The organism is Arthrobacter sp. Hor0625 (assembly GCF_052567525.1).
This window is the reverse complement of sequence record NZ_CP199586.1, coordinates 3308433-3333032: the sequence shown is the minus strand read 5'-3', so window position 1 is coordinate 3333032 and position 24600 is coordinate 3308433. Positions and strand designations below refer to the sequence as shown.

Genomic DNA, 24600 nt, shown 5'->3' with positions numbered 1-24600 from the left:
CCGGGAGGCGGGGGCCTTGGCGTTGGCGCCCCTGGCTAGGCGGCCAGGGTGGCGTCCAGGGTGATCTTGATGCCGGTCAGGGCCGCCGAGACGGGGCAGCCGGTCTTGGCCTCTTCGGCGAAACGCTGGAAGTCCTCTTCGGAGATGCCGGGCACCCGGGCGTTCAGGGTGAGGTGGCTGCCGGTGATGCCGGTGCCGGGCTCGAAGGTGACGTCAGCCTTGGTGTTGACTTCCTCCGGCGTGTGGCCGGCCTGCGCCAGGGCGTGGCTGAAGGCCATGGAGAAGCACGCGGAGTGCGCCGCGGCGATCAGTTCCTCCGGGCTGGTCTTGCCCTCGGCCGCCTCGGCGCGGGCCTTCCAGGTGACATCGAAGTTGCCCAGGCCCGAGCTGTCCAGGCTGGTGTTGCCTGCCCCGGACATCAGGTCGCCGTTCCATACAGTGTGTGCGGTGCGTGTCGTTGCCATATCCACTCCTCAGCGTCGTTGTACCAGGATCCGGCCAGGCGGCGGACCCTGCCGTGTCCCATCCTAGGGAGTCGTTCCCGCCCCCGCACCCGGTGTCCGCTGTCAGAGAAGTCATACAACCGCACAGGCCCGGCCGGGGTACGGGAGGTTAACGACGACGGCGACGCACCCGCGCGGGGTGCGTCGCCGTCGTCGTCAAGGAGTGGCTACTGCCAGAGCGTGGCGATCGCGACGTTCAGCAGGGCCAGGCCGCCGACGCCGTGGGCGAGGGCCTTGCCGACCGGCTCGTCCTTCTTGTAGCGGCGGCTGCCGATGAACGCGAGCACGGCCACCGCGAGGGCGATCGCAAACTTGATGCCGAGCTTGAAGTAGTTGGCCTCCATGTCCAGGGCCGGGATGAGGCCCATCATCACAATGCCGGTAATGAGCTGGAGGGCTGCGCCGTCGAACTGGCGCGGGTGGACGGTGGGCTTCTTCATCTGGCCGATCCAGAGGCCGACGATCATGGCGGCGCCGACGATGTGCAGGAAGACCATGACGTTATAGACGATGTTCATGGGACCAGTGTAGCGAAGGGGTTCTACGCCCCGTAGTAGGACCCGCCCGCGGCGACGGAACCGGCGCCGCGGGCGGCACGCAAACGGCGGCGGCCGTGCCGGCTGTGGTTTCCCACCGCCCGCACGGCCGCCGCCGTCGGTATTGCTGTATCGGGCCTAGAGACCGAGGTCGGCCTCGAACGCGCCTTCTTCCAGCCGCGCCTTGAGCGTCTGCAGGAAGCGTCCGGCATCCGCACCGTCCACCAGGCGGTGGTCGTACGTCAGCGAGAGGTACATCATGGAGCGGATGGCGATCGAGTCGTCGCCGTTCTCATCGGAGACCACGACGGCGCGCTTGACGATCGCGCCGGTGCCCAGGATGGCAACCTGCGGCTGGTTGATGATCGGGGTGTCGAACAGGGCCCCGACCGAACCGATGTTGGTGATGCTGAACGTGCCGCCGGAGAGCTCATCCGGACCGATCTTGCCGTTGCGGGTGCGGTCGGCGACGTCGGCGATCTTGCCGGAAAGGCCGGCGAGGTTCAGGCTTCCGGCATCCGCGATGACCGGTACCAGCAGGCCCTTGTCGGTGTCCACCGCAATCGCCAGGTGCTCGGCGTCGTGGTAGGTGATCTCCTGCTCGTCCTCGTCGTAGGAGGCGTTCAGCTTCGGGTGCTGCTTCAGTGCCTCGGCGACGGCCTTGGCGATGAACGGCAGGAACGTCAGCTTGGAGCCGTTCTGGGCCTGGAACGAGTTCTTGGCCTTGGCGCGCAGCTTGGCGACCTTGGTCATGTCGACCTCGTGGACCTGGGTCAGCTGGGTGGAGACATCCAGCGACTCACGCATGCGGCGGGCGATGACCTGGCGGATGCGCGGGGCCTTCTGCACGGTGCCGCGCAGCGAGGATGCGGCGGCCGACGGCGCTGCCGATGCGGCTGCTGCCGGAGCCGGTGCGGCGGCCGCGGGGGCTGCCTTGGCTTCGGCTGCGGCGAGCACGTCCTGCTTGCGGATGCGGCCGCCGACGCCGGTGCCGGTCAGCGACGCGATGTCCACGCCCTGCTGGTTGGCGAGCTTGCGGACCAGGGGAGTGACGTAGCCGGACTCGGCCGGAGCCGAGGCGGCCGGGGCAACCTGCTTCGGAGCTTCCTGCTTGGGAGCTTCCGGGGCGGGGGCGGCGGGAGCTTCCTGCTTCGGAGCCTCCTGGGCCGGGGCGGCCGGTGCGGGGGCGGCCGGCGCTTCCTGCTTCGGCGCTTCCTGCTTGGGAGCTTCCTGCTTGGGAGCCTCCGGGGCCGGGGCTGCCGCGGGTGCGGCTGCGCCGGAGCCGATCACGGCGAGGACGGAGCCGACCTCGGCCGTCTCATCCTCCGCGACGCGGATTTCCTGCAGGGTACCGGCAACCGGGGACGGGATCTCGGTGTCGACCTTGTCCGTCGAGACCTCCAGCAGCGGCTCGTCGACCTCGACCGTGTCGCCGACGCTCTTCAGCCAGCGGGTGACGGTGCCCTCGGTGACGCTCTCGCCCAGTGCGGGGAGGGTGACCTCGTGGCCTTCGCCGGCGGGCGCGGCCGGAGCGGCCTCGGCGGCGGGTGCGGGGGTTTCCGCCTCGGGGGCCGGGGCCTCGGCAGCGGACGGCGACTCGGCGGGGGCTTCCTCCGCAGGCGCCTCCTCGGCCGCCGGAGCGGCGGTGTCGGCCGAGCCGGAGCCCGAGCCGTCGCCGATCCGGACCAGCGGTGCTCCAACTTCGGCGGTCTCGTCTTCGGCGACGAGGATTTCTTCGATCACGCCGGCGATCGGAGAGGGGATCTCGGTGTCGACCTTGTCGGTGGAGACTTCGAGCAGGGGCTCGTCCACCTCTACCCGGTCACCGACCTGCTTGAGCCAGCGGGTGACGGTTCCTTCGGTGACGCTCTCACCGAGGGCGGGCAAGTTAACGGATTCAGACATGTCGTCCCCGTTCTCCTTATTGATCTTTAGTGCGGATGGTTGCTGCCTGGTTCGAGCTTAGTGCACCCGGATTTGCGGGCCGGGCGCACTAAGCCCTGGGTCTTGCGGTGCTGCGGCGAACGCTTAGCCGTGCAGGGGCTTGCCGGCGAGGGCCAGGTGCGCTTCGCCCAGGGCCTCGTTCTGCGTCGGGTGGGCGTGGACCAGCTGCGCCACGTCCTCCGGGTAGGCTTCCCAGTTCACGATCAGCTGGGCCTCGCCGATCTGCTCGCCCATGCGGGCGCCGATCATGTGGACGCCGACGACGGGGCCGTCCTTCTGGCGGACCAGCTTGACCAGGCCGGAGGTGCCCAGGATCGAGCTCTTGCCGTTGCCGGCCAGGTTGTACTCCTGGGTCTGGATCTGGTCGTCGCCGAACTTGGCCTTGGCGGCCTTTTCGGTGTAGCCGACGGTGGCGATTTCCGGCTCGGAGTAGGTGACCTTGGGGATGTTGACGTCCTCGACGACAACCGGCTTGAGGCCGGCGATTTCCTCGGCGACGAAGATGCCCTGCTGGTAGCCGCGGTGTGCGAGCTGGACGCCGGGGACAATGTCGCCGACGGCGTAGATGTTGCCGACGCCGGTGTGCAGGCGCTCGTTCGTGATGACAAAGCCGCGGTCGATCGTCAGGCCTGCCTCCTCGTAACCGAGATTGGCCGTGACCGGGCCGCGGCCGACGGCGACCAGCATGAGGTCGGCTTCGAAAGTCTTGCCGTCGACCAGGGTGACCTTGACGCCGTCGGCGTTCTGCTCCACACCCTGGAAGAAGGTGCCGGTGGAGAACTTGATGCCGCGCTTCTTGAACGCGCGCTCGAACGCCTTGACGATCGTTGCGTCCTCGTTCGGGACGAGGGAAGGCAGGCCTTCGATGATGGTGACGTCGACGCCGAAGGACTTCCAGACCGAGGCGAACTCGACGCCGATCACGCCGCCGCCCAGGATGATGGCGCTCTTGGGGATGAAGTCCATGGTGAGGGCTTCGTCGGAGGTGATGACCTTGCCGCCGATTTCCAGCCCGGGGAGGGTGCGGGAGTAGGAGCCGGTCGCGAGGACGATGTTCTTGCCCTTGTACGCGGTGCCGTTCACCACGACGGTGTCGGTGCCCTGGAGCTTGCCCTCACCCTCGATGACGGTGATGCCCTTCTTGCCCTTGATGAGTCCCTGCAGGCCCTTGAACTTGCCGGCGATGATGCCGTCCTTGTAGGCGTTGACGGCGTTGATGTCGATGCCGTCCAGGGAGACGTTCACGCCGTACTTGGCGGAGTCACGGGCGTGGTCGGCCAGTTCCGCGGAGTGCAGCAGGGCCTTGGTGGGGATGCAGCCGTTGTGCAGGCAGGTGCCGCCGAGCTTTCCCTTTTCAATCAGGCCGACGGTGAGGCCGAGCTGTACGGCGCGGAGGGCAGTGGCGTAACCGCCGCTGCCGCCGCCGAGTACCAGGATGTCGAATTCTTGCGCAGTTGCCTGATCGGCCACTAAAACGCTCCCTCGCGTGAACGATGACACGAGAGTACGCATCATCTGGTCTTGGAACCTGACTGCCGTGATTATGCCAGCAGCGACAGTTCCCTTTCGTTTGGAATTACTTCTGTGAAGCTGTGTGCTTTGAAACTACGGTTCACCTTAGCGAACCACCTATCCATGCTCCACCTTGCCGTGGCGTTTGTGGAGCGCTTGTGTCCAGAGTCACGCGGCCCTGTGGCCGGGGGATCATCCCCGGCCACGGGGCCGCGCGGACCCGTGGCTGCGGCGGGAACGCCTAGGCGGTTGCGGCCAGCAGGTCCTCGACGTAGGCGACCAGGGTGCGCACGGTGCTGCCGGTGCCCTGCTTGTGCGTGTAGCCGTAGGGGCTGCCGGTGTTGAAGGACGGGCCGGCGATGTCGATGTGCGCCCACGGGATCTGCTCGCCGTTGCGGTCCTTGCCGACGAATTCGCGCAGGAACACCGCCGCCGTCATCATGCCGCCGTGGCGTTCGCCGATGTTGGCGATGTCGGCGACCTGGGAGTCCAGGCTCGGACGCAGTTCCTCGGGCAGCGGCATCGGCCAGACCAGCTCGCCGGCACGGTCCGCGGCGGCCTTGATGGCTCCGGTGACCGTATCCGCGCCCATGACACCGGCCGTGCGGTCGCCAAGGGCAATCAGCTGCGCGCCGGTGAGGGTGGCGACGTCGATGATCGCGTCCGGGTACTCCTGGCTGGCGGCCACAATGCCGTCGGCCATGACCAGGCGGCCCTCGGCATCGGTGTTAAGGACCTCGACGGTCTTGCCGCCGAAGATCGTCATCACGTCGGCCGGGCGCTGGGCGGTGCCCGAGGGCATGTTCTCGGCGATGCACAGCCACGCGGTCGCCTTGACCGGAAGGCCGAGTTCGGCCAGCGCCAGCACGGTGTTGAGGACGACGGCGGCGCCCGCCATGTCGGACTTCATCTCGCCCATGCCCAGGTGCGGCTTGAGCGAGATGCCGCCGGTGTCGAAGGTGATCCCCTTGCCCACGAGCGCGATTTTGGCGGTGGCCTTCGCCGGGGCGTATTCGACCTTGACCAGGCGCGGCTGCCGGCTGGAGCCCTTGCCGACGCCGAGGATGCCGCCGAAGCCGTCCTTTTCCAGGCGCTTCTCATCCCAGACGGTGACCTTGACCGGCAGGCCCTTGGCCAGTTCCTTGGCCGCGTCGGCGAAGGTTTCCGGGTAGAGGTGGCTGGGCGGCTGGTTGACCAGCGAGCGGGTCGCGTTTACGGCCTTGCCAATCAGCGAGGCCCGCTCCAGCACCGGCTTCAGCGCCTTGTCCGCGGCGAGGTCGGTGAGGATGCGCACGGCCTTGACCGGTTCCTTGAGGCCGTCTTTGGTGGAGCGGTGTTCGGTGAAGGAGTAGGCACCCATCGCGGCGCCCTCGGCGACGGCGGCGACGGCCGCGACGTCGGGCGTCGGGAGGGCCAGGGTCACGGTCGAAACGCCTGCCAGCTGGCGCACGGCCGAGCCGGCCGCGCGGCGCAACGCCTCGTCCGGGATCCGGGTGCCGGGGGAGACCTTGCCGACGCCGGCGAGGACGAGGACCGCGGCGCCGGCCTCCGGCAGGCCCGGAAGGCGGTGCGCCTGGTCCGCGGCGCCGGTGAGGCCCAGGGCCGCCAGCGACTCGGCCAGCGCCTCGGCGGACTTGGCCGTGAGCGGGTTCTCCAGCAGGACGGGACCGTCCGCGCCCTGGCCCACGCCCACGACGAGGGCGTCCGACGGCGACTTCTTCAGGTCGCCGGCGACCGCGCTCAGTTTGACTTCGGTATTCTTGACCACCAGGACAGTCCTCAATTCTGTGTGATTATTCGGCAGGATCTGCATGTTCGGCGCCCTGCCACGGGTACCCGGTCCACCTGCGGCGCTGCACGCCCGCCGGTGTCCCCAGGCCATCGATCAGGCCAGTTCCGATCGTAGTCTCTCCCCGGCGGCGGAATTCAATTTAATGAGAGCTGGCCCACACCCGGCACCGGAATTACCCCGGCCGGCGGCGCGTTGTAGCTGGTAACGGCGCCGGATCCGGCCGCCGACCCTGCTCGCGCGAAAGGAACATGCCGTGATGGAACGGATTTCCGGCTCCCTGCTGGACCCCGCAACGCTTTATGTCCGTGACGACGCGCTGTTCCGCAGCCCGGAACTGCGCGGGCTGAACCTGCTGATGGGCTTCACCGGTTTCGCCGACGCCGGCCACGTGGTCCGGCAGATCACCGCGGAACTGCTCGACACCCTCGATTCCGAACTCCTCGCCGAGTTCGACTCCGACCAGCTGATCGACTACCGCTCACGGCGGCCCCAGGTGAGCTTTGTCGAGGACCACCTGCAGGACTACCAGGCCCCCAAACTGTCGCTCTACCGGATGGTCGACGGACTGGGAAAGCCCTTCCTGCTGCTGGCCGGCTTCGAACCGGACCTGCAATGGGAACGGTTTGCCCGGGCCGTCGTGGGGATCGTGGAGGAGCTGGACGTCAACCTGGCCGCCTGGATCCACTCCATCCCCATGCCGGTGCCGCACACCCGCCCGGTGGGCGTCACCGTGCACGGCAACCGTCAGGAACTGATCGAGGGAATCTCGGTCTGGAAACCCACCGTTGAGGTGCCGGCCGCCGTCGGGCACCTGCTGGAACTTCGGCTCGAGGACGCGGGCCGCAACGTCGCCGGCTACGTCATCCACGTCCCGCACTACCTCGCCGAGGCCGAGTATCCGACCGCCGCCGTGGCCGGGCTGGAATATCTGGGTGCGGCCACCTCGCTGATGCTGCCGACCGACCGCCTGCGCGAGGCCGGACGCGAAGTGGGCCGGCAGATCGCCGACCAGATCGCCGCCTCCGAAGAGGTGCAGCAGGTGGTGGCGCGGCTCGAAACCCGCTACGACGAAAAGGCCGAGGGCACCGTGCGGCGTTCCCTGCTGGCGGACGAGAACGACCAGCTCCCGAACGCCGATGCCCTGGGCGCCGCCGTCGAGGCGTACCTGGCCCGTAAAGAACCCGGCGAATAAATACGACATAAGGCCTGCAGGGGCATAATAGGACGGTGACTTCCCCCCGCGCCTGGCTGATCTGGATCGTCGGGGTTTTCGCGTACCTGGTGGCGGTCAGCCAGCGCACGTCGTTCGGCGTGGTCGGGCTCGAGGCCACCGCGCGGTTCCACGCCAGCGCTGCCGAAATCTCCTTCTTCACCGTGCTGCAGCTGCTCGTCTACGCCGCCCTGCAGATCCCGGTCGGCGTGTTGGTGGACCGCTTCGGCTCGCGGGCGATGATTGCCGGCGGGGCGCTGCTGATGGGTCTTGGCCAGCTGCAGCTTGCCTTCACCGCAACCGTCCCGGGCGGGGTGCTGGGCCGGGTCCTGGTCGGCGCCGGGGACGCCATGACCTTCGTTTCGGTGATCCGCCTGGTGCCGCTGTGGTTCGCCCCGGCCCGGGTGCCGCTGCTGACCCAGCTCACCGGCATGTCCGGCCAGCTGGGCCAGCTCTTCTCCGTCGTGCCGTTCGCGCTGATCCTGCACGCCGCCGGCTGGACCCCCGCCTTCCTCACCCTCGCCGCGATGGCCGCACTCGCCGTCGTCCTCGTGGTGGTGCTCCTCCAGGACGCCCCGCCCGGGCACCCGGCGCCGGAACCTTCCCAGGGCCTGCGCGCCACCGGGGTCTCCCTCTCCCGCGCCTGGCGGCAGCCCGGGACCCGGCTGGGACTGTGGAGCCACTTCACCGTCCAGTTCAGCGGCACCGTCTTCGCCATGACCTGGGGGTACCCCTTCCTGATTTCGGCCCAGGGGCTGGACACCGCCACCGTATCGGCGCTGATGGCGCTGTACGTGGCCGCCGCGATTGCCGCCGGACCGCTGATGGGCAGCTTCGTGGCCCGCCATCCGCTGCGGCGCTCCACCATGGTGCTGCTGATTTCCGCGGCGACGGCGGCCGCCTGGGCCGCGGTGCTGCTCCAGCCGTCCCGGTCCCCGCTGTGGCTGCTCGCCGGGCTCGTCGTGGTGCTCGCCATCGGCGGCCCCGGATCCATGATCGGGTTCGATTTCGCCCGCACGTTCAATCCCGCGCACCGGATCGGCACCGCCACCGGCATCGTGAACGTGGGCGGTTTTATCGCCGCGCTGATGTCCATTTTCCTGATCGGGCTGGCCCTCGACGCACTGCATCTGGGCGGGTTCTCGCCCGAGGGGCTGTACAGCCTCGGCGCGTTCCGGATTGCCCTCAGCGTCCAGTTCCTCGTGCTGGCCGGCGGGGCCGCAGCAATCCTCATCACCCGCCGCAAGGTGCGCCGGCAGATGGCCGCGCAGGGCGTCATCGTGCCGCCGCTGCTGCGCACCCTGGTCCGGCAGCGCCGGCTCGTTGCCGAGCGCCGCCGCACGCCCTGAGGACGTTCTCCACATAGCGGCATCCGGGCCTGACCGCGGCGCGCCGTGCGGACGAAGCTGGCCTTATGACAGCTCCAGAGCAACTCAAAGCGACCGGCCCCGAGGACATCCTCGGCTTTATCCCTCACTCCCTGGGCTACTGGCCCGCCAGCAGCCTGGTGGCCATGACCGTGCAGGGAAAACGCCTGGGGGCCACGCTGCGCCTGGATCTGCCGGACCCGTCCCGGTGCCGCGGCCCCGGCCTGGCGGCCTTCGCCCGCACGGTGCTCGGCTACCTGGAGTCCGACCCGGATGCGGACGGCACCCTGCTGGCGGTGTTCACCGCACCGGACCCCTGCGACCCGGAGGGGGCGGTGCCGGACGCCGCCGCCCTGGACCGGCTGCTGGCCCAACTCCAGCGCACCCTCGGCGCGGCCGGCCTGCCCGTCCGGGACGCCTGGCTGATCGGCGAACACTACTGGCGCAGCGCCCTGTGCAACGATCCATCGTGCTGCGCTCCGCCCGGCCGGCCCATCGAGGAGATCCGGAACAGCAGGCTCAACGCCGAGCTTGTCTTCCGCGGCAGCCGCATCGGCGCGCCCCCGGCGGCCGGCACGCCGGCGGAGCCGCCGGAGGAGCCGGACCCCGCCGCGGTGGCGGCCGAGGCGGACTGGCGCCGGGCATTCTCCGGCCGCTGGCGGGACCGGGCGCAGTTCGCTGCCGTGCTGGACGTGTGGGAGCGCGTGCTGGCCGCCTGCGCGGATCCCGGGGCAGGCCTACCGGCCCTGCCGTCAGACCTGGCCGGCTACCTGCGGGCGACCCTGTGCGTGCCGCCCTGGCGCGATGCGGTGCTGGTGCTGGCGGCCGCCGGCCGCGGCGCCGCCGAGGCAGGCGCCGAGGAATTCGGCAGCTTCGACGCCGGACCGGGCCAGGCTGCCGGGCTGCCGCCGCTGCCGGGGTTCCCGCCGGCACCGGATCGGGGACCGGATCCGGCCCCGGACCCTTACCCTACGGCGGGGCTCCCGGACGCCGGTCCCTCGGCGGCTCTCCCGGCCCCCGGCTACGGCGAGGTGCTCCTGGGCCTGGAGCCGGCGGTCCCGGACTGGGCCCGGCTGGCGCAGCTGGACCGCCTCCTCGCCCGGCTCGAAGCCTGCGGCGGCGGCGAATCCCGGGCCGCCGGGCTGACCGGCCGGGCCTGGATCGAGTGGTGCCGGGGGCGGGGGTCCTACGCTGACACCCTGCTCCGCGCGGCCGCCGCGGCCCATCCCGGCTACCGACTGGCCGAACTGCTGGCCGAACTGGTGCGCCGCGGCACGCTGTGCGGCTGGGCGGGCCGGAAGGAGGCGGCCTGGCAGCGGTTCGACCCGGATGCGGCCTGACCGGGCAGGCGGCGGGGACCCGCGCCTGCCGCGGGGGAGGGAACCCGTCCTGACGGGAGCGTGCGGGGGCGGTCAGCAGCGCGGCAGGGCCTGATCCGGAAAATCGTGAGACAATGGTTGGCGAGACCCGGTTGGGTCCGTGAATCGAGTGCGAGTAGCGAACCTTGGAAACAGGGAACATTACGGTCGCTCCGGCAGTTCTACTAAGTGGCTCTGCCGGACGTGATTGCACGCGATGTCAATCACGGACTTGACAGGGTCATAGTGGTGTTGCCCGTATGGTGATTCCACAGACCGCCGCTAGAAAGGTTTTCTGTGACCCCGTCTTCCGCGAAGAAGGAACCCGCCGACCAGGCCGTATTGTCCCCCGAGGAGAAGAAGGCAGCGGCCAACGCCAAGCGTGCCGCCACGCGTGCTGCCAACAAGGCAGCCAAAGACGCAGCCGCCGCCGCGGGCGATGACACGGGCGCGGCAGTCGCCAAGCCTGAGCCCAAGAAGCGCGGGCCCAAGCCCGGCGCCAAAGCCGCGGCCCAGGCCGCCGGCAAGTCCTCCGATGAGGACACCGAAGACATTGAGGTCGACGAGGACCTCGATGAAGCAGCCCCCGACGCCGCCGACCTCGGCGAGGAGGGCGAAGAGGCAACCGGCAAGGCAGCGACAGCCGCCACCGGCTCCGGCTTCGTCTACTCCGATGCCGACGACGACGACGCCCCGGTCCAGCAGGTCATGTCCGCGGGGGCCACCGCCGACCCGGTCAAGGACTACCTGAAGCAGATCGGCAAGGTCGCCCTGCTGAACGCCGAACAGGAAGTCGACCTGGCCCTGCGCATCGAGGCCGGCCTGTTCGCCGAGGAGAAGCTCGCCGCGGACGACGGGTCCATGGACCCCAAGCTCAAGCGCGAGCTCGAGTTCGTCATCCACGACGGCAAGCGCGCCAAGAACCACCTGCTGGAGGCCAACCTCCGCCTCGTGGTCTCGCTGGCCAAGCGCTACACCGGCCGCGGCATGCTGTTCCTTGACCTGATCCAGGAAGGCAACCTGGGCCTGATCCGTGCGGTCGAGAAGTTCGACTACACCAAGGGCTTCAAGTTCTCCACCTACGCCACCTGGTGGATCCGCCAGGCCATCACCCGCGCCATGGCCGACCAGGCCCGCACCATCCGCATCCCGGTGCACATGGTGGAAGTCATCAACAAGCTGGCCCGCGTCCAGCGCCAGATGCTCCAGGATCTCGGCCGCGAACCCACCCCCGAAGAACTGGCCCTCGAGCTGGACATGACGCCCGAAAAGGTCGTCGAGGTCCAGAAGTACGGCCGCGAACCCATCTCGCTGCACACCCCGCTGGGCGAGGACGGCGACTCCGAGTTCGGCGACCTGATCGAGGACTCCGAGGCGGTCGTCCCGGCCGACGCCGTCAGCTTCACCTTGCTGCAGGAACAGCTGCACTCGGTGCTGGACACGCTCTCTGAACGTGAAGCCGGCGTCGTCGCGATGCGCTTCGGCCTGACCGACGGCCAGCCGAAGACTTTAGACGAAATCGGAAAGGTCTACGGCGTGACCCGCGAACGCATCCGCCAGATCGAATCGAAGACCATGTCGAAGCTGCGGCACCCCTCCCGCTCCCAGGTGCTGCGCGACTACCTGGACTAGGAACCGCGTCCCGCAATGCGGGGTCGCCGCGCCGCCGTCGGTCTTCGGACCCCGGCCGCACGGTGGCCCCGCATCGTGCGTTAAGGCGTGCAGCTGGGAGCGTGCAGCTCAGGCAGGCCGGCCAAACCAGGGCTTAAAGCAGCAGGACCCCCTCCGGGTCGGAGGGGGTCCTGCTGATGTCTGCGCCCTAGTCGGCCGCGACCGGCTCCTTCTCGTGGAGACGGGCCGTCTCGTCGTGCCAGTCGGAGCTGAGCGGCCGAAGGTTCGGCTCGACAGCCCGGGCGTGGTGTGCGCAGAAAAGAAGCTCGCCGCCGGAGGCTTCGAGAACAACCCGGACGTATGCCTGGGCTCCGCAGCGATCGCACCGGTCAACGGTGGTGAGTGTGCGGTCCGCAACTGCTGTTGTCATGTTCGGCCTCCTTGGTAGTTCGGTACATCTATATAACCAGCATTCGCCGCCGTTCCATGGCAAGGATGGGACACTTTCGCTGTCCGCGTATCACGGCTCCGTAACGGCCGGGCCCGTCCGGTGGCTGCCGGGGAGTGGCAACCGGGCGGTGGGCGGCTGGCCGACTAACCTAGGAAGAGCGTCTCCACGTTCCATCCCGAAGGAGTTTCCGACCCGTGGCACCAAGTTCTGATTACACCGCCCGGCACCTTTCCGTGCTGGAGGGCCTCGAGGCCGTCCGCAAGCGCCCGGGCATGTACATCGGGTCTACCGACTCCCGCGGGCTCATGCACTGCCTCTGGGAGATCATCGACAACTCGGTCGATGAAGCCCTCGCCGGCTTCGGCCACGACATCCGGATCATCCTGCACGCCGACAACTCGGTGGAAATCCACGACGACGGCCGCGGCATCCCGATCGACGTCGAACCCAAGACCGGGCTCACCGGCGTCGAGGTCGTCTTCACCAAGCTGCACGCCGGCGGCAAGTTCGGCGGCGGCTCCTACACCGCCTCCGGCGGCCTGCACGGCGTCGGCGCCTCTGTGGTCAACGCGCTGTCCTCCCGGCTGGACGTCGAAGTGGACCGCGGCGGCAAGACCTACAAGATGTCCTTCCGCCGCGGCGAACCGGGCCGTTTCAAGGACCCGGGAACCCGGCCCGACCCGGGCGCGGTGTTCGAACCGTTCATCGACGGTTCGGTGCTCGACGTCGTCGGCAAGGCCAAGCGCGGCGTGACCGGCACCCGGATCCGTTACTGGGCCGACCGGCAGATCTTCACTCCGGACGCGAAGTTCTCCTATGACGAACTGGTCTCCCGCGCCCGCCAGACCTCCTTCCTGGTGCCCGGGCTGAAGCTCACCGTCCGCGACGAACGAAGGATGTCCGGCACGCCCGGCGAGGGCGGCCCGCACGAGGAAGTCTTCCACCACGACGGCGGCATCTCCGAGTTCGTCGAATTCCTCGCCGCGGATCCGGCGGTCACCGACGTCTGGCGGCTCCACGGCGCCGGCAAGTTCAAGGAGACGGTCCCGGTGCTGGACGAACGGGGGCACAGCCAGCTGGCGGAGGTGGAACGGGACTGTGAGGTGGACGTGGCCCTGCGCTGGGGCATCGGCTACGACAGCACCGTGCGCAGCTTCGTCAACATCATCTCCACCCCTAAGGGCGGCACGCACCAGTCCGGCTTCGAGCAGGCCCTGGTCAAGACCTTCCGCAAGGCGGTGGAGGCGAACGCCCGCAAGCTCAAGGCCGGCAACGACAAGATTGAAAAGGACGACATCTTCGCCGGCCTCACCGCGGTGCTGACCGTCCGGCTCGCCGAACCGCAGTTCGAGGGCCAGACGAAGGAGATCCTGGGCACCTCGGCGGTCCGCGCCATCGTGGCCAAGGTCGTCGAGCGCGAGATTAACGCCAAGCTCACCTCCTCCAACCGTAACGACAAGGCCCAGTCGGCGCTGCTGCTGGAGAAGGTCGTCAGCGAGATGAAATCGCGGATCTCCGCGCGGGTGCACAAGGAGACGCAGCGGCGCAAGAACGCGCTGGAGACCTCCTCGATGCCGACCAAGCTCGCGGACTGCCGCACCGACGACGTCGCCCGCTCGGAACTGTTCATCGTCGAGGGCGACTCGGCGCTCGGCACCGCCAAGCTCGCCCGTTCCTCGGACTTCCAGGCGCTGCTGCCGATCCGCGGCAAGATCCTCAACGTCCAGAAGGCTTCGGTGGGGGACATGCTCTCCAACGCCGAGTGCGCCGCCCTGATCCAGGTGGTCGGGGCCGGGTCGGGCCGCAGCTTCGATATCGGCGCCGCGCGCTACGGCAAGGTGATCCTGATGACCGACGCCGACGTCGACGGCGCCCACATCCGCACGCTGCTGCTCACCCTGTTCTTCCGCTACATGCGCCCGATGATCGACGAGGGCCGGGTCTTTGCGGCCGTTCCCCCGCTGCACCGGGTGGAGGTCATCAACGCCGGCCAGAAGGCCAACGAGATGATCTACACCTACTCCGAGGCGGAACTGCACGCGCTGCTGGGCCGGCTCGCCAAGGAAGGCAAGCGCTACAAGGAACCCATCCAGCGCTACAAGGGCCTGGGCGAAATGGACGCCGAGCAGCTCGCCGAGACCACGATGGATCCCCGCCACCGCACCCTGCGCAAGGTCGGGATCGAGAACGCTAAGCAGGCCGAGGAGATCTTCGACTTGCTGATGGGCTCCGACGTGGCGCCGCGCAAGGACTTCATCATCGCCGGGGCGGCCAGCCTGGACCGGGAGCGGATCGACGCCTGAGCTGCCGGGCCCGGCCGGCCGTGCCCGACCGGCCGTGCCCGGCCGGCCGGGCGCGGGGCCGCTAGGACGTCGTGCCCGCGGGCCGCAGGCGCGCGGGCCGGGCGGCGGGTCAGCCGAGCAGGCCGGGAACGATCAGCAGCGCGGTGGGCACGGCCAGCAGCAGCACGCAGGCGCCAAGGACGGCGTAGCGCAGCGCCTCCGGCAGGGGAGGCTGCGGCGAGAGCAGCCTGCTGACCCGCGAGGCGGTGGTCACCAGGGCGCCGGCGCCCCCGGTAGCGCCGGGCTGGCCGCCGTCGGACTCCGCCGGACCGAAAGCCATCCGGGCCGCGGGGGCGCCCGGCGCGGCCGTCGAGCCGCTGGCCACGATCGCGATCGCCTTGATCAGGGTGGCCTTGCTCTCGGTCTTCAGGGCGACGTCGTCGGCCAGCATTTCGATCAGCGAGTTAACCGCCTCCTGGGCCAGGCGGGTGGTGGGCAGCCAGGGGAGGGCCTGCCGCCAGGCGGCGAAGGCCCACAGCAGCAGGTGGTGGCGCTGGTTCAGGTGCGCGTTTTCGTGGCTCAGCACGGCCCGCAGTTCGTCCGGGGCCAGGGCAGCCATCAGGCCGTCCGAGAGTACGGTGACGGAACGGGCCCCGCCGGGCAGGCAGTACGCCACCGGCGAGTCATGGTTGATCACCATGGTCCGGGCGCCGTCCGCCGAGGGGGAGGCCAGCAGCGCGAGCAGTTCGCGGTGCCGGCGCCGCTGCCGCTGGATCTTGTAGTAGGTCAGCAGCAGGGTGAAAACCAGGTGCGCGCTGAGCAGCGCCGCGGCGGACAGGGCGAAGATGTGCCAGAAGCCCAGCGCCGTGGTGGGCTCGTTGCGGAACACCATTCCGGCCAGCGACTTCAGGCCCGCCAGCAGGTTGTCGCCGATCGGTTCCAGGCCGTAGACCAGCATGGCCCCGATCATCGAGAGGCCGCCGGCGAGGGCGATGGCCTGCCAGAGCAGCATTGCCGTGAACGGCGAGCGGGCCGGCCATTGGGCGCGGGAAAGGAGGATAGGCACCGGCCACGCCAGTGCTATCGCCAGGACCGCCAGAAAGTATGAGGTCCAGAACATCCGCTGCTAGCTGTGGCCCAGGAGTTTGCGCAGCGTCTCGGCTTCGGTGGCCGTTACGGAACCGATGAAGCGGGCCAGCACGGCCTCGCGGTCCGGGGCGGAGCCGAGCACTTCGTGCATGAGTTCCGCGGTGTGGTCCGCCCGGCTGGAGACAGCCTGGTAGCGGTGCGGCCGGGTGCCGCGCTCACGCTCGACGAGGCCTTTGCGCTCCAGTCGGGACAGGACGGTCAGCACGGTGGTCACGGCCAGGTCCTTGCCCTCGTGACCGGCGGTGCCGCCGGCGGTCCGGGTGCTCTGCGCCAGCAGGTCCCGCAGGGTGTTCGCCGTTGCAGCCTCCTGGCTCGCCCAGAGCAGGTCCATGACTGCCCGTTCCAGTTCGCCGAGACTTGCCATTCCGTACGTCCTTCGTCAATGCCGCCCCGGGCGGCAGGGCCGCCGGGAAGTTGGTGAATACTACGGATTAAATTTACCGCTTTTTCGACGCACTTTCTACATGAAGTAGAACAGGGTCGGCGGGCGTGTCGCCGGCAGGGCCGGGACCGTCATTGCGGGGTGCTGTGCGCCGTGCCACGCTGGGGTGCAGGACGGTGCGCAGTTGTTCTACACTCTGTAGAAGTAAGTGTTCTACGCACTGTAGAAATCTCTCGGGAACCTAGCCAAAGGGACTGCCTTGGACGCCTTGGAAATTGCACGCTGGCAATTCGGCATCACCACTGTCTACCACTTCATGATGGTGCCGCTGACGATCGGCCTGGGCCTGGTGGTGGCGGTGATCCAGACCCTCTGGCACCGCACAGGCCGGCCCGAATACCTGCGGATGACGAAGTTCTGGGGCAAGCTCTTCCTGATCAACTTCATCATGGGCGTGGCCACCGGCATCGTCCAGGAATTCCAGTTCGGCATGGCCTGGAGCGAGTACTCCCGCTTCGTCGGCGACGTGTTCGGCGCGCCGCTGGCCATGGAGGCGCTGCTGGCCTTCTTCGTCGAATCGACCTTCCTGGGGCTGTGGATCTTCGGCTGGAAGCAGCTCAAGCCCGCCGTGCACCTGGCCTGCCTCTGGATCGCCGTCATCGGATCGGTCTTCTCCGCCTACTTCATCATCGTGGCCAACAGCTGGATGCAGCATCCTGTCGGCGTCGAAATGATCGACGGCCGGCCGGTGATGACCGACGCCTGGGCCGTCTTCACGAACAACACCGCCCTGGTCGCGGTGCCGCACACCCTCTTCGGCGCCCTCGCCGTCGCCGGAGCCTTCCTGCTCGGCATCTCCTGGTACCACCTGTGGCGGCGCCGGCACGACGGCACGGACACCGTAGGCCCGGACGGCAGGGTGGTCCCCGGCTCCTCGGACGTTCCCGGCCGGGACCGGGCGGACCACGCCGTCTGGATCCGGTCGCTGCGGATCGGCGCCGTCGTGGCGATGATCTCCTTCGCGGGGACTGCCGTCACCGGCGACCTGCAGGGCAAGTTGATGTTCGACCAGCAGCCCATGAAGATGGCCGCGGCCGAGGCGGCCTGCCACGACGGCACAGGCTTCTCCATCCTCAGCGTCGGCAACGTCGGCTCCAAGAACTGCGACGACGTCGTCGCCGTGATCGAGGTCCCCGGCCTGCTGTCCTTCCTGGCCAAGGGCGACTTCACCACCGAGGTCAAGGGCGTCAACAGCCTTCTGGACCAGTACAAGGCCGACTACGGCACGCACCTGCCGGACAACCCGATCTACGGCGACCGCGCCGGCAAGGAAATCCAGTACGTCCCGGTCATGGAAGTCACCTACTGGGGTTTCCGGATGATGATCGGCTTCGGCGGCGTGGCCGCCCTCGCCGCCCTCGCCGCCCTCTGGCTGACGCGCAAGGGGACCGTCCCGGCCTCACGCGGGCTGATGCGGCTGGCCGTCTTCGGCATCCTGGCCCCCTTCGGCGCCAACGCCGCCGGCTGGATCTTCACCGAAATGGGCCGGCAGCCCTTCGTCGTCGCACCCAATCCGGACCCTAGCGGCATCGACCAGGTCTTCATGTTCACCGCGGCCGCCGTGTCCCCGGGCGTCTCCGCGGGGGAGCTGCTGACGTCGCTGGTGGTGCTGACCGCCGTCTACGCGGTGCTGCTGGTGGTCGAAGTAAAGCTGTTGGTGAAGTACGTCCGCGGCGGGGTCGCCTCGGCGATGCCGGAACTCGCGCACGCCCCCGCCGACGAGAACGAGGACCAGACCCCCGGCGCAGGCCCCGGCAAGCCCGGTGCCGACGACGTCCTGGCTTTCGCCTACTAAACCGGCCCCTTCGAACGAGCTGCAGAGGACTTTCAGCATGGAACTGCTTCCCACCATCTGGTTCATCGCCATCGCGGTGCTCTGGACCGGCTACCTCTTCCTGGAGGGCTTCGACCTGGGGGTCGGAATGCTCATGAAGGGCTTCGCCCGGAACAACACCGAGCGCCGCGTCCTGCTCAACACCATCGGCCCGGTCTGGGACGGCAACGAAGTGTGGCTGCTGACCGCCGGCGGGGCCACCTTCGCGGCCTTCCCGCTCTGGTACGCCTCCCTGTTCTCCGCGCTTTACCTGCCGCTGCTGCTGGTCCTGGTGGCCCTGATCTTCCGGGCCGTGGCCTTCGAATACCGCGGGAAGGTCGATACCTCGCAGTGGCGGGCCCGCTGGGACTGGGCGATCGTCCTGGGCTCCCTGGTGGCCGCCTTCGGCGTCGGCGCCGCCCTGGCCCTGACCACGACGGGACTGCCGCTGAACGCCAACGGCGACCGCGACGGCGGCCCCTTCGCATGGTTCAGCGCCTACGCGGTGCTCGGCGGGCTGGCGGTCGTCGGCTTCTCGCTGCTGCACGCTCTCGCGTTCCTGGCGCTGAAGACCGACGGCGACGTCCGGCACCGGGCACGGCAGTGGTTTGTGCGGCTGCTGCCGGCGTTGCTTTTGCCGATCGCCGGCTGGGCGGTGGTGCTGCAGCTGCAGAGCGGTAAAGCCTGGACCTGGACCGCCGTCGTCGTCGCCGTCGCTGCGGCCGCCCTGGCGTGGATCTTCGGCCGCCGTGGCGCCGAAGGCCGGGCGTTCCTGTCCCTGGGCGCCTTCCTGCTGCTGGGCAGCGCCTCGATCTTCGGGGCGGCGTTCCCGGTGGTGCTGCCCTCGACCCTCAACCCGGATTTCAGCCTCACGGTCGCCAACGCCTCCTCCTCCGACTACACGCTGGGCCTGATGACGGTCGTGGCCTGCATCGGCCTGCCGCTGGTGCTGGCCTACCAGGCCTGGACCTACTGGGTGTTCCGGCGCCGGGTCAGCGCGGCCCACATCCCCGAGGCACACAGCTTCCTGCCCGCGATCGCGTCCCGCGTGCTGGCGCCGAAGGACTAGCCGCCGATGCGACCGCAGTTCCCCGCCGGCCCCGCCACCCGCTCCGCGCTGTACCTGCTGGGGCTCCTCGCCGCCCTGAAGGCCCTCTCCCTGGTGCTGATGGGCCAGGCCGTCGCCGCCATGCTGGCCGGCCTGATGGCCCACGACCCGGCGTGGGCGGAACAACTGGGCTGGGGCCTGGCGGGGGCGGTGCTGCGCGCGCTCACCGTCTGGGCGCAGGCGGTCGCGTCCCGCCGCGCCGCGCTCGGGGTCAAGGAGGAACTGCGCTCGCAGCTGCTGGAGCGCTCCCTGCACACCGGCGTCCGGAGCGCCGGGCCGGCCGACGGCGGCCTGGCGGTGCTCGCCACGCGCGGCCTGGACGCGCTGGATAACTACTACACCCAGTTCCTGCCCGCCCTGGTCAACTGCACCGCCATCCCGCTGCTGCTTGGCGCGAGGATTCTCTTCGCCGACTGGATCAGCGCGGTCGTGATCGTCCTGACCGTCCCGCTGGTGCCGCTGTTCATGATCCTGATCGGCCGCCACACCGAGGACCGGGTGCGGGAAGCGCAGTCTGCGCTGTCCCGGCTCTCCGGCCACATGCTCGAACTCGCCAAGGGCCTGCCCGTCCTGGTCGGGCTGGGCCGCGCCACCGCGCAGCGCGAGGCCCTGGAGGACATCTCCGAGCAGTACCGCGCCAGGACCATGGGCACGCTGCGCACCGCCTTCCTCTCCGCCCTTGCCCTGGAGCTGATCGCCACCATCTCCGTCGCCGTGGTGGCCGTCTTCATCGGCGTCCGGCTGGTGCACGGGGACATGGCACTCGAAGCGGGCCTGCTGGCCTTGATTCTCGCCCCCGACTGCTACCTGCCGTTGCGCGAACTCGGCACCGCGCACCACGCCAGCGACGAAGGCCGCGCGGCGCTCGCCGACACCACGGAGGTACTGGACGCGCCGCAGGCCACGCCGCTGCCGCCGTCGGGTCCGTCCGGCGCGTCACCGCGGGGTCCGGCCGGTCCGGCACCGCAGGGTGCGGGTGCGCCGCCGGCGGTCACGGTCCGGGACCTCGCCGTCCGCTACGCCGGGCGCACCGGATCCGCCGTCGGGCCGCTGAGCTTCACCGCCGTCCCCGGCGGGATCACGGCCCTGGACGGCCCCAGCGGGGCCGGGAAAAGCACCGTGCTCGGCGTTCTGGCCGGCACCATCGGCGCCGGCGCCGGCACCGCAATCACCGGCCGGGTGGAGGGCTACACCGCGGCGGACCTGGCGTGGGTGCCGCAACACCCGGTCATGGTCCAGCCCACCGTGCTCGCGGAGGTGCTACTGTACCTGGGCGCCCCGGCCGACCCGACCCCGGCGCAGGACGCGGCCGCCCGCGGATGCCTGGCTGCCTGCGCCGCCGCGCACCTGGCCGCAAAGCACCCCGCCGAACTCAGCCCGGGGGAGCTGCGCCGGGTCGCGGTGGCCCGGGGCCTGGCCCGGCTCAGGGCCGGCGCAACCGTGTTGCTGCTGGATGAACCCACTGCACACCTGGACCGCGCCTCCGCCGACGCCGTGAACGCCGCCCTCCAGGACCTGCGCGGCAAGGCCACCGTCCTGCTGGTCGCCCACGACCGGCGGACCCGGGAACTCGCAGACCGGCTGGTGGCCGTCGGCGCGGAGCCGGCGCCGGCCGCGGGGACTCCAGCGCCGCCTCTCAACAGTGAAGCGCCGGCCCGTGCCGGCACGGCGCCCGCGACATCCGGCGCTCGTGCCGTTCCCGCTGCTCCGGCCGCTCCCGCCGCCGGCACCGATGATCGTGACGCCACCGGCGCCTCCGCTGCCGGGGGGCCTCACGTGGCAGGGGCTGCAGGGCGGCTGCGCCGGCTGCTGGCCCCGGTGTCCGGCAAGTTTGCCGCGGCCGGTGCCGTCGGCGTGCTGGCTGCCCTGTTCGCGGTCGCCCTGTCCGGGCTGTCCGGCTGGCTGATCCTGCGGGCCAGCGAACAGCCTCCCATCCTGTACCTGCTGACGGCCATCGTGGGGGTGCGCTTCTTCGGCGTCGGCCGGGCCGTGCTGCGCTATGCCGAACGGCTGCTCCTGCACGACGCCGTCTTCACAGCCCTGACCCGGCTCCGCGGCAGGCTGTGGGAGTCGCTGAGCCGCCGGGCCCTGTCCCTGCGGCGGCTACTGCAGGGCGGCAACGTGCTCGGCACCGTGATCGATGACGTTGACACCGTCCGCGAGCTGCTCCCGCGCGTTGTCCTGCCCCCGCTCACCGCCGTGGCCGTGGGCGCGGCCGCGGTCACCGGCGTCGGCTTGCTGCTGCCGGCAGCCCTGCCGGCCGTACTGGCCGCCGCGGCCGTCAGCCTTGCCCTGGCGCCTGCGCTGGCACTGCTGGCGGACCGGATGTCCGCCCGCGCCGAGCAGCAGCTTCGCTCCGGCGTGCTGCGGCAGGTCGCCGCCGCCCTGGACGCCCGGGCCGAACTGCACGCCAACGGGGTCGCCGGACCGGTGCTGGCCGCCATCCACCGGGCCGACCGGGCCGCGACGGCCGCCTCCCAGCGTTCGGCCCTGGCCGAGGGGCTCGGCCAGGGACTGACCGTCCTGGCCTGCAGCGCCGCGGCCCTGGCCAGCGCGGTCCTCGCCGCGCCGCTGGCCCTGGCCGGAACGGTGGAACCGGAGACCGTCGCCGTCGTGGTGCTGCTGCAGCTGGCGCTGGTGGAGCCGTACGCGGCAATCACGACGGCGGTGCGGCAGTACCCGGCGCTGCGGTCCGTCCTCGCCCGGATTGCAGGCTCCGGCGTCCTCGACCGGGACTCCGGTGAAGCGGCCGGCGGCCCGGTTCCGGTGTCCCCGCGGCCCGGCGGACGGCCCGGACTGGAGCTCGAGGATCTCGCAGCGGCGTGGCCGGGCGGCCCGGACGTGTTCACTGGCCTGTCCGCCCGTGCCGAACCCGGCCGCTGGCTGGCGGTCACCGGAGCCTCCGGATCCGGAAAGTCCACCCTGCTGGCCGTCATGCTCGGCTTCCTCCCGGTTGCCGGTGGACGCCTCCGGCTCACCGGTGGAGCCGCCTGGTGCCCGCAGGAGGCGCACCTCTTCGACTCCACCATCCGCGGGAATCTCATGCTGGGGGTGCCAGGGTCGGGCCGCGGGGCGGGGACGGAGCTCGAGGCGCAGTGCACCGCCGCGCTCTCCGCCGTCGGCCTGGAGCCCCTGCTGCGCCGGCTCGACCGCGGCCTGGATACCCCCATCGGTCCGGGCGGAGCGTTCCTCAGCGGCGGCGAACGCCAGCGCCTGGCGGTGGCGCGGACGCTGATGACCGGCGCGGACGTCATTCTGCTCGACGAGCCGACGGCCCACCTGGACGCCGAGGCGGGCCGGAGCATGCTGGCCGAGCTGCGGCGCGGCCTGGCCGGCCGGACCGTCGTGCTCGTGACGCACAACCCGGAGGACATCAGCCCGGAAGACGCCCGGCTGGACCTGGACCTGGCCCGGGAACTCCATGGTCCTCCGGTGCTGGCGCGCCGCTAGCCGCGCCGCTAGCCTGATCCGATGACCACCCCGCACACCGATGATCCGCGCACCCGTCTCGACTCCCGCCTGAGCTGGCGGCCGGCCGGCGAGGACGACCTCGACGCCTGGGCGGCCCTGATCGCCCGGACCGCCGCCCTCGAACGCCCCGTCTGGTTCGAGCGCCGCGAGGACCTGGCACAGATCCTGGCCTCGCAGAAGAACCCTCCGGCCGCAAACAGCATCCTGGGCTTCGACCGGCAGGGAACCGCCCGGGCGTACGGCCGGCTCACGAAGAACCCCGGCGGTGACAAGGCCGTCGGCTTTGGCTGCGTGGACCCCGACTGGCAGGGCAGCGGCGTCGGACGCGGTGTGCTGGCCTGGCTGGAGGCGCGGACCCGGCAGCGGTTCGCCGAGGATACGGCCCGGGTACAGGATCCCGGGGACCCGGCAGAACGGGCCGCCGGGCCCAGGCTGCGCCTCCACGCCGAGGAACAGCACGCCCCCCAGGCCCGGCTCTTTACGCGCGGCGGGTACCGGGTGGTCCGCTACTACAACGAGATGCACCGGCCGCTGGAGGGGCCCCTGCCCGTGCACCGGCTCGACGACGGACTGGAACTGGTGGATTTCGGCCCCGGGCTGCACGAGCCGGTGCGGCAGGCCCACAACGACGCGTTCCGCGACCACTGGGGCAGCGAGCCCCGTGACGAGGAAGCCTGGGGGTTCGTCGTAAACGATCCGCAGGCGCGGCCGGACCTGAGCTGCGTCGTTCTGGACACCGCCAGCGGGCAGGTCGCCGGCTACCAGCTGGCCAGCCATGATGCCGAGATCGCCACGGAGCGCGGCTTCAAGGAAGGCTACACGGACCTGCTCGGGGTGCGGCGGCAGTACCGGGGCCGCGGCGTAGCACAGGCCCTGCTGGCCGAGGCCATGCGCCGCTTCGCCGCCGCCGGCATGGACAAGGCCTCGCTCGACGTCGACTCGGAAAACCCCACCGGAGCCCTCGCGCTGTACACGAAGCTGGGGTACACGACGGTCAACCGCAGCATGGCCTGGGACAAGGAGCTGTAGCGCCGCTCAGCCGTCGCCTTATCCGTCCACTTCTTATCCCTCCACGTCGTGGAGGTGGTGCACGATGTCGTGGAGGAAGTACTGGCTGAAGGTCAGGACCGTGAACTCGGAGCCGTTGCTGCGGGTGCCCTTGCGGCCCCAGTCCTGCTCGGGGATGGAGCCGAACGACGCGGCGATCTGGTCGCCCTCTGCCGTGAGCGCGGCGCTGACCTCGGCCGGGTCGGCGCTCTGGTAATCCTGCTCGATGGCCGTGCGGTCCTGGTCCCAGTCGTCGAAGCGCGCCTCGTCCCGGGTCAGCATCAGGTCCAAGCGGTGGTCGAAGAGCGTGAACACGTCCCGCACGTGGCAGGCATACTCCAGCGGGGACCACGTGTCCGCGTCCGGGCGGTCAGCCACGTCCGGCCGGCGCAGCACCGCACGCCAGCGCGGCAGCATGCTCGCCAGCTTCCCGGGGGCCGTGGCGGGGGTGCAGGCGGAGACATCGAAGCCGCACTCCGGGCACGGCCGCGACAGCACCCAGGTCCAGTCCTTGTAATCGGGCGCGATAGGCATGTCAGCAGTCTAGGCGAAGGAGTAAAATTCCAGCCGGGGGAAGGGCCTGGAAAGGGATATCGCCATGCTCAAAGACCAGCCGGTCGGCGCCGTACTGCCGGCCGCGGACATCGCCCGCGCCCGCGACTTCTACCGCGACAAACTCGGCCTCGAACCCGACAACCCCGGCGCCGAGGACAACCTCCAGTACACCTGCGGCTCCGGCAGCCGGTTCCTGGTGTACCAGACCTCCAACGCCGGCACCGCGAAGAATACCCAGATGGGCTGGATGGTGCCGGACGTGTCCGCCGCCGTCACCGAGCTCCGGGCCGCCGGGGTCGTCTTCGAGGAGTACGACTTCCCCGGGCTGAAGACCGAGGACGGTATCGCCACGCTCCCCGACGGCAGCTCCGCCGCCTGGTTCCTCGACAGCGAGGGCAACATCCTGAACATCAATTCCGGAATGTAGGACCGGGGCTCCCAACGCCAGG

General features: G+C 70.0%; 19 protein-coding genes. 10 read left to right on the top strand and 9 right to left on the bottom strand.

Features of this window, described 5'->3' with window-relative positions; translation table 11 throughout:
- Positions 1-35: 35 nt before the first annotated feature.
- From ACTWLI_RS15315 to ACTWLI_RS15295, 5 genes are all read right to left on the bottom strand, one after another.
- Positions 36-464, bottom strand: a complete 429-nt coding sequence (locus ACTWLI_RS15315; RefSeq protein ID WP_445154615.1) for an OsmC family protein — start codon at positions 462-464, stop codon at positions 36-38.
- Positions 465-670: 206 nt separating this feature from the next.
- Entirely contained in the window at positions 671-1021 is a 351-nt protein-coding gene (locus ACTWLI_RS15310) for a hypothetical protein (protein WP_056739890.1), read from the bottom strand.
- Between the two features lie 156 nt (positions 1022-1177).
- A complete protein-coding gene (sucB, locus tag ACTWLI_RS15305; protein ID WP_445154614.1) occupies positions 1178-2944 on the bottom strand; it encodes a 2-oxoglutarate dehydrogenase, E2 component, dihydrolipoamide succinyltransferase in 1767 nt (588 codons plus the stop codon).
- A gap of 123 nt (positions 2945-3067) precedes the next feature.
- Complete coding sequence (lpdA, locus tag ACTWLI_RS15300; protein ID WP_056739886.1) at positions 3068-4453, bottom strand: dihydrolipoyl dehydrogenase; 1386 nt, start codon at positions 4451-4453, stop codon at positions 3068-3070.
- 283 nt (positions 4454-4736) lie between these two features.
- Complete coding sequence (locus ACTWLI_RS15295; RefSeq protein WP_445154613.1) at positions 4737-6263, bottom strand: leucyl aminopeptidase; 1527 nt, start codon at positions 6261-6263, stop codon at positions 4737-4739.
- A 277-nt stretch (positions 6264-6540) separates the two neighbouring features.
- On the opposite strand from ACTWLI_RS15295, the gene ACTWLI_RS15290 reads away from it, so the two are divergent.
- The 4 genes from ACTWLI_RS15290 to ACTWLI_RS15275 all read left to right on the top strand — a co-directional run bounded on the left by ACTWLI_RS15290 (position 6541) and on the right by ACTWLI_RS15275 (position 11854).
- Positions 6541-7479, top strand: coding sequence for a proteasome assembly chaperone family protein (locus ACTWLI_RS15290; protein ID WP_445154612.1), 939 nt, complete (start codon positions 6541-6543; stop codon positions 7477-7479).
- 35 nt (positions 7480-7514) lie between these two features.
- On the top strand, positions 7515-8846 hold the full coding sequence (locus ACTWLI_RS15285; protein WP_445154611.1) for an MFS transporter: 1332 nt from the start codon (positions 7515-7517) through the stop codon (positions 8844-8846).
- A 65-nt stretch (positions 8847-8911) separates the two neighbouring features.
- Entirely contained in the window at positions 8912-10204 is a 1293-nt protein-coding gene (locus ACTWLI_RS15280) for a DUF4192 family protein (protein ID WP_445154610.1), read from the top strand.
- A gap of 315 nt (positions 10205-10519) precedes the next feature.
- Positions 10520-11854, top strand: a complete 1335-nt coding sequence (locus tag ACTWLI_RS15275) for an RNA polymerase sigma factor (protein ID WP_445154609.1) — start codon at positions 10520-10522, stop codon at positions 11852-11854.
- 187 nt (positions 11855-12041) lie between these two features.
- Here the strand turns inward: ACTWLI_RS15275 and ACTWLI_RS15270 are convergent, their stop codons facing one another.
- Entirely contained in the window at positions 12042-12263 is a 222-nt protein-coding gene (locus ACTWLI_RS15270; protein WP_056739875.1) for a DUF7455 domain-containing protein, read from the bottom strand.
- A 215-nt stretch (positions 12264-12478) separates the two neighbouring features.
- Here ACTWLI_RS15270 and ACTWLI_RS15265 point away from each other — a divergent pair, with 215 nt between their 5' ends.
- A complete protein-coding gene (locus ACTWLI_RS15265) occupies positions 12479-14587 on the top strand; it encodes a DNA gyrase/topoisomerase IV subunit B (protein ID WP_445154608.1) in 2109 nt (702 codons plus the stop codon).
- Positions 14588-14696: 109 nt separating this feature from the next.
- On the opposite strand, the gene ACTWLI_RS15260 is transcribed toward ACTWLI_RS15265, so the two are convergent.
- Positions 14697-15686 carry a M56 family metallopeptidase gene (locus ACTWLI_RS15260; protein ID WP_445154607.1) on the bottom strand — a complete coding sequence of 330 codons (990 nt, stop codon included), beginning with the start codon at positions 15684-15686 and terminating at the stop codon, positions 14697-14699.
- Positions 15687-15692: 6 nt separating this feature from the next.
- Entirely contained in the window at positions 15693-16079 is a 387-nt protein-coding gene (locus tag ACTWLI_RS15255) for a BlaI/MecI/CopY family transcriptional regulator (RefSeq protein WP_445154606.1), read from the bottom strand.
- 277 nt (positions 16080-16356) lie between these two features.
- On the opposite strand from ACTWLI_RS15255, the gene ACTWLI_RS15250 reads away from it, so the two are divergent.
- The 4 genes from ACTWLI_RS15250 to ACTWLI_RS15235 are packed head-to-tail and all read left to right on the top strand — an operon-like array spanning position 16357 to position 23578.
- On the top strand, positions 16357-17952 hold the full coding sequence (locus tag ACTWLI_RS15250; protein WP_445154605.1) for a cytochrome ubiquinol oxidase subunit I: 1596 nt from the start codon (positions 16357-16359) through the stop codon (positions 17950-17952).
- A 37-nt stretch (positions 17953-17989) separates the two neighbouring features.
- Positions 17990-19039: a cytochrome d ubiquinol oxidase subunit II gene (gene cydB, locus ACTWLI_RS15245; RefSeq protein ID WP_445154604.1), complete on the top strand. Its 1050-nt coding sequence runs from the start codon at positions 17990-17992 to the stop codon at positions 19037-19039.
- A gap of 6 nt (positions 19040-19045) precedes the next feature.
- Positions 19046-22528 carry a thiol reductant ABC exporter subunit CydD gene (gene cydD, locus ACTWLI_RS15240; protein WP_445154603.1) on the top strand — a complete coding sequence of 1161 codons (3483 nt, stop codon included), beginning with the start codon at positions 19046-19048 and terminating at the stop codon, positions 22526-22528.
- Between the two features lie 21 nt (positions 22529-22549).
- Positions 22550-23578 carry a GNAT family N-acetyltransferase gene (locus tag ACTWLI_RS15235; RefSeq protein WP_445154602.1) on the top strand — a complete coding sequence of 343 codons (1029 nt, stop codon included), beginning with the start codon at positions 22550-22552 and terminating at the stop codon, positions 23576-23578.
- Positions 23579-23611: 33 nt separating this feature from the next.
- On the opposite strand, the gene ACTWLI_RS15230 is transcribed toward ACTWLI_RS15235, so the two are convergent.
- Entirely contained in the window at positions 23612-24130 is a 519-nt protein-coding gene (locus ACTWLI_RS15230) for a DinB family protein (RefSeq protein WP_445154601.1), read from the bottom strand.
- Positions 24131-24194: 64 nt separating this feature from the next.
- On the opposite strand from ACTWLI_RS15230, the gene ACTWLI_RS15225 reads away from it, so the two are divergent.
- Positions 24195-24578: a VOC family protein gene (locus ACTWLI_RS15225; protein WP_445154600.1), complete on the top strand. Its 384-nt coding sequence runs from the start codon at positions 24195-24197 to the stop codon at positions 24576-24578.
- Positions 24579-24600: the final 22 nt, after the last annotated feature.

What these genes read in the sequence shown, in the direction of transcription:
- ACTWLI_RS15260 (WP_445154607.1), bottom strand. Translation starts at nt 15,686, where the DNA reads ATGTTCTGGACCTCATACTTTCTGGCGGTCCTGGCGATAGCACTGGCG.
- ACTWLI_RS15235 (WP_445154602.1), top strand. Translation starts at nt 22,550, where the DNA reads ATGACCACCCCGCACACCGATGATCCGCGCACCCGTCTCGACTCCCGC.
- ACTWLI_RS15230 (WP_445154601.1), bottom strand. Translation starts at nt 24,130, where the DNA reads ATGCCTATCGCGCCCGATTACAAGGACTGGACCTGGGTGCTGTCGCGG.
- cydD (WP_445154603.1), top strand. Translation starts at nt 19,046, where the DNA reads ATGCGACCGCAGTTCCCCGCCGGCCCCGCCACCCGCTCCGCGCTGTAC.
- cydB (WP_445154604.1), top strand. Translation starts at nt 17,990, where the DNA reads ATGGAACTGCTTCCCACCATCTGGTTCATCGCCATCGCGGTGCTCTGG.
- ACTWLI_RS15310 (WP_056739890.1), bottom strand. Translation starts at nt 1,021, where the DNA reads ATGAACATCGTCTATAACGTCATGGTCTTCCTGCACATCGTCGGCGCC.
- ACTWLI_RS15225 (WP_445154600.1), top strand. Translation starts at nt 24,195, where the DNA reads ATGCTCAAAGACCAGCCGGTCGGCGCCGTACTGCCGGCCGCGGACATC.
- sucB (WP_445154614.1), bottom strand. Translation starts at nt 2,944, where the DNA reads ATGTCTGAATCCGTTAACTTGCCCGCCCTCGGTGAGAGCGTCACCGAA.
- ACTWLI_RS15270 (WP_056739875.1), bottom strand. Translation starts at nt 12,263, where the DNA reads ATGACAACAGCAGTTGCGGACCGCACACTCACCACCGTTGACCGGTGC.
- ACTWLI_RS15280 (WP_445154610.1), top strand. Translation starts at nt 8,912, where the DNA reads ATGACAGCTCCAGAGCAACTCAAAGCGACCGGCCCCGAGGACATCCTC.
- ACTWLI_RS15255 (WP_445154606.1), bottom strand. Translation starts at nt 16,079, where the DNA reads ATGGCAAGTCTCGGCGAACTGGAACGGGCAGTCATGGACCTGCTCTGG.
- ACTWLI_RS15315 (WP_445154615.1), bottom strand. Translation starts at nt 464, where the DNA reads ATGGCAACGACACGCACCGCACACACTGTATGGAACGGCGACCTGATG.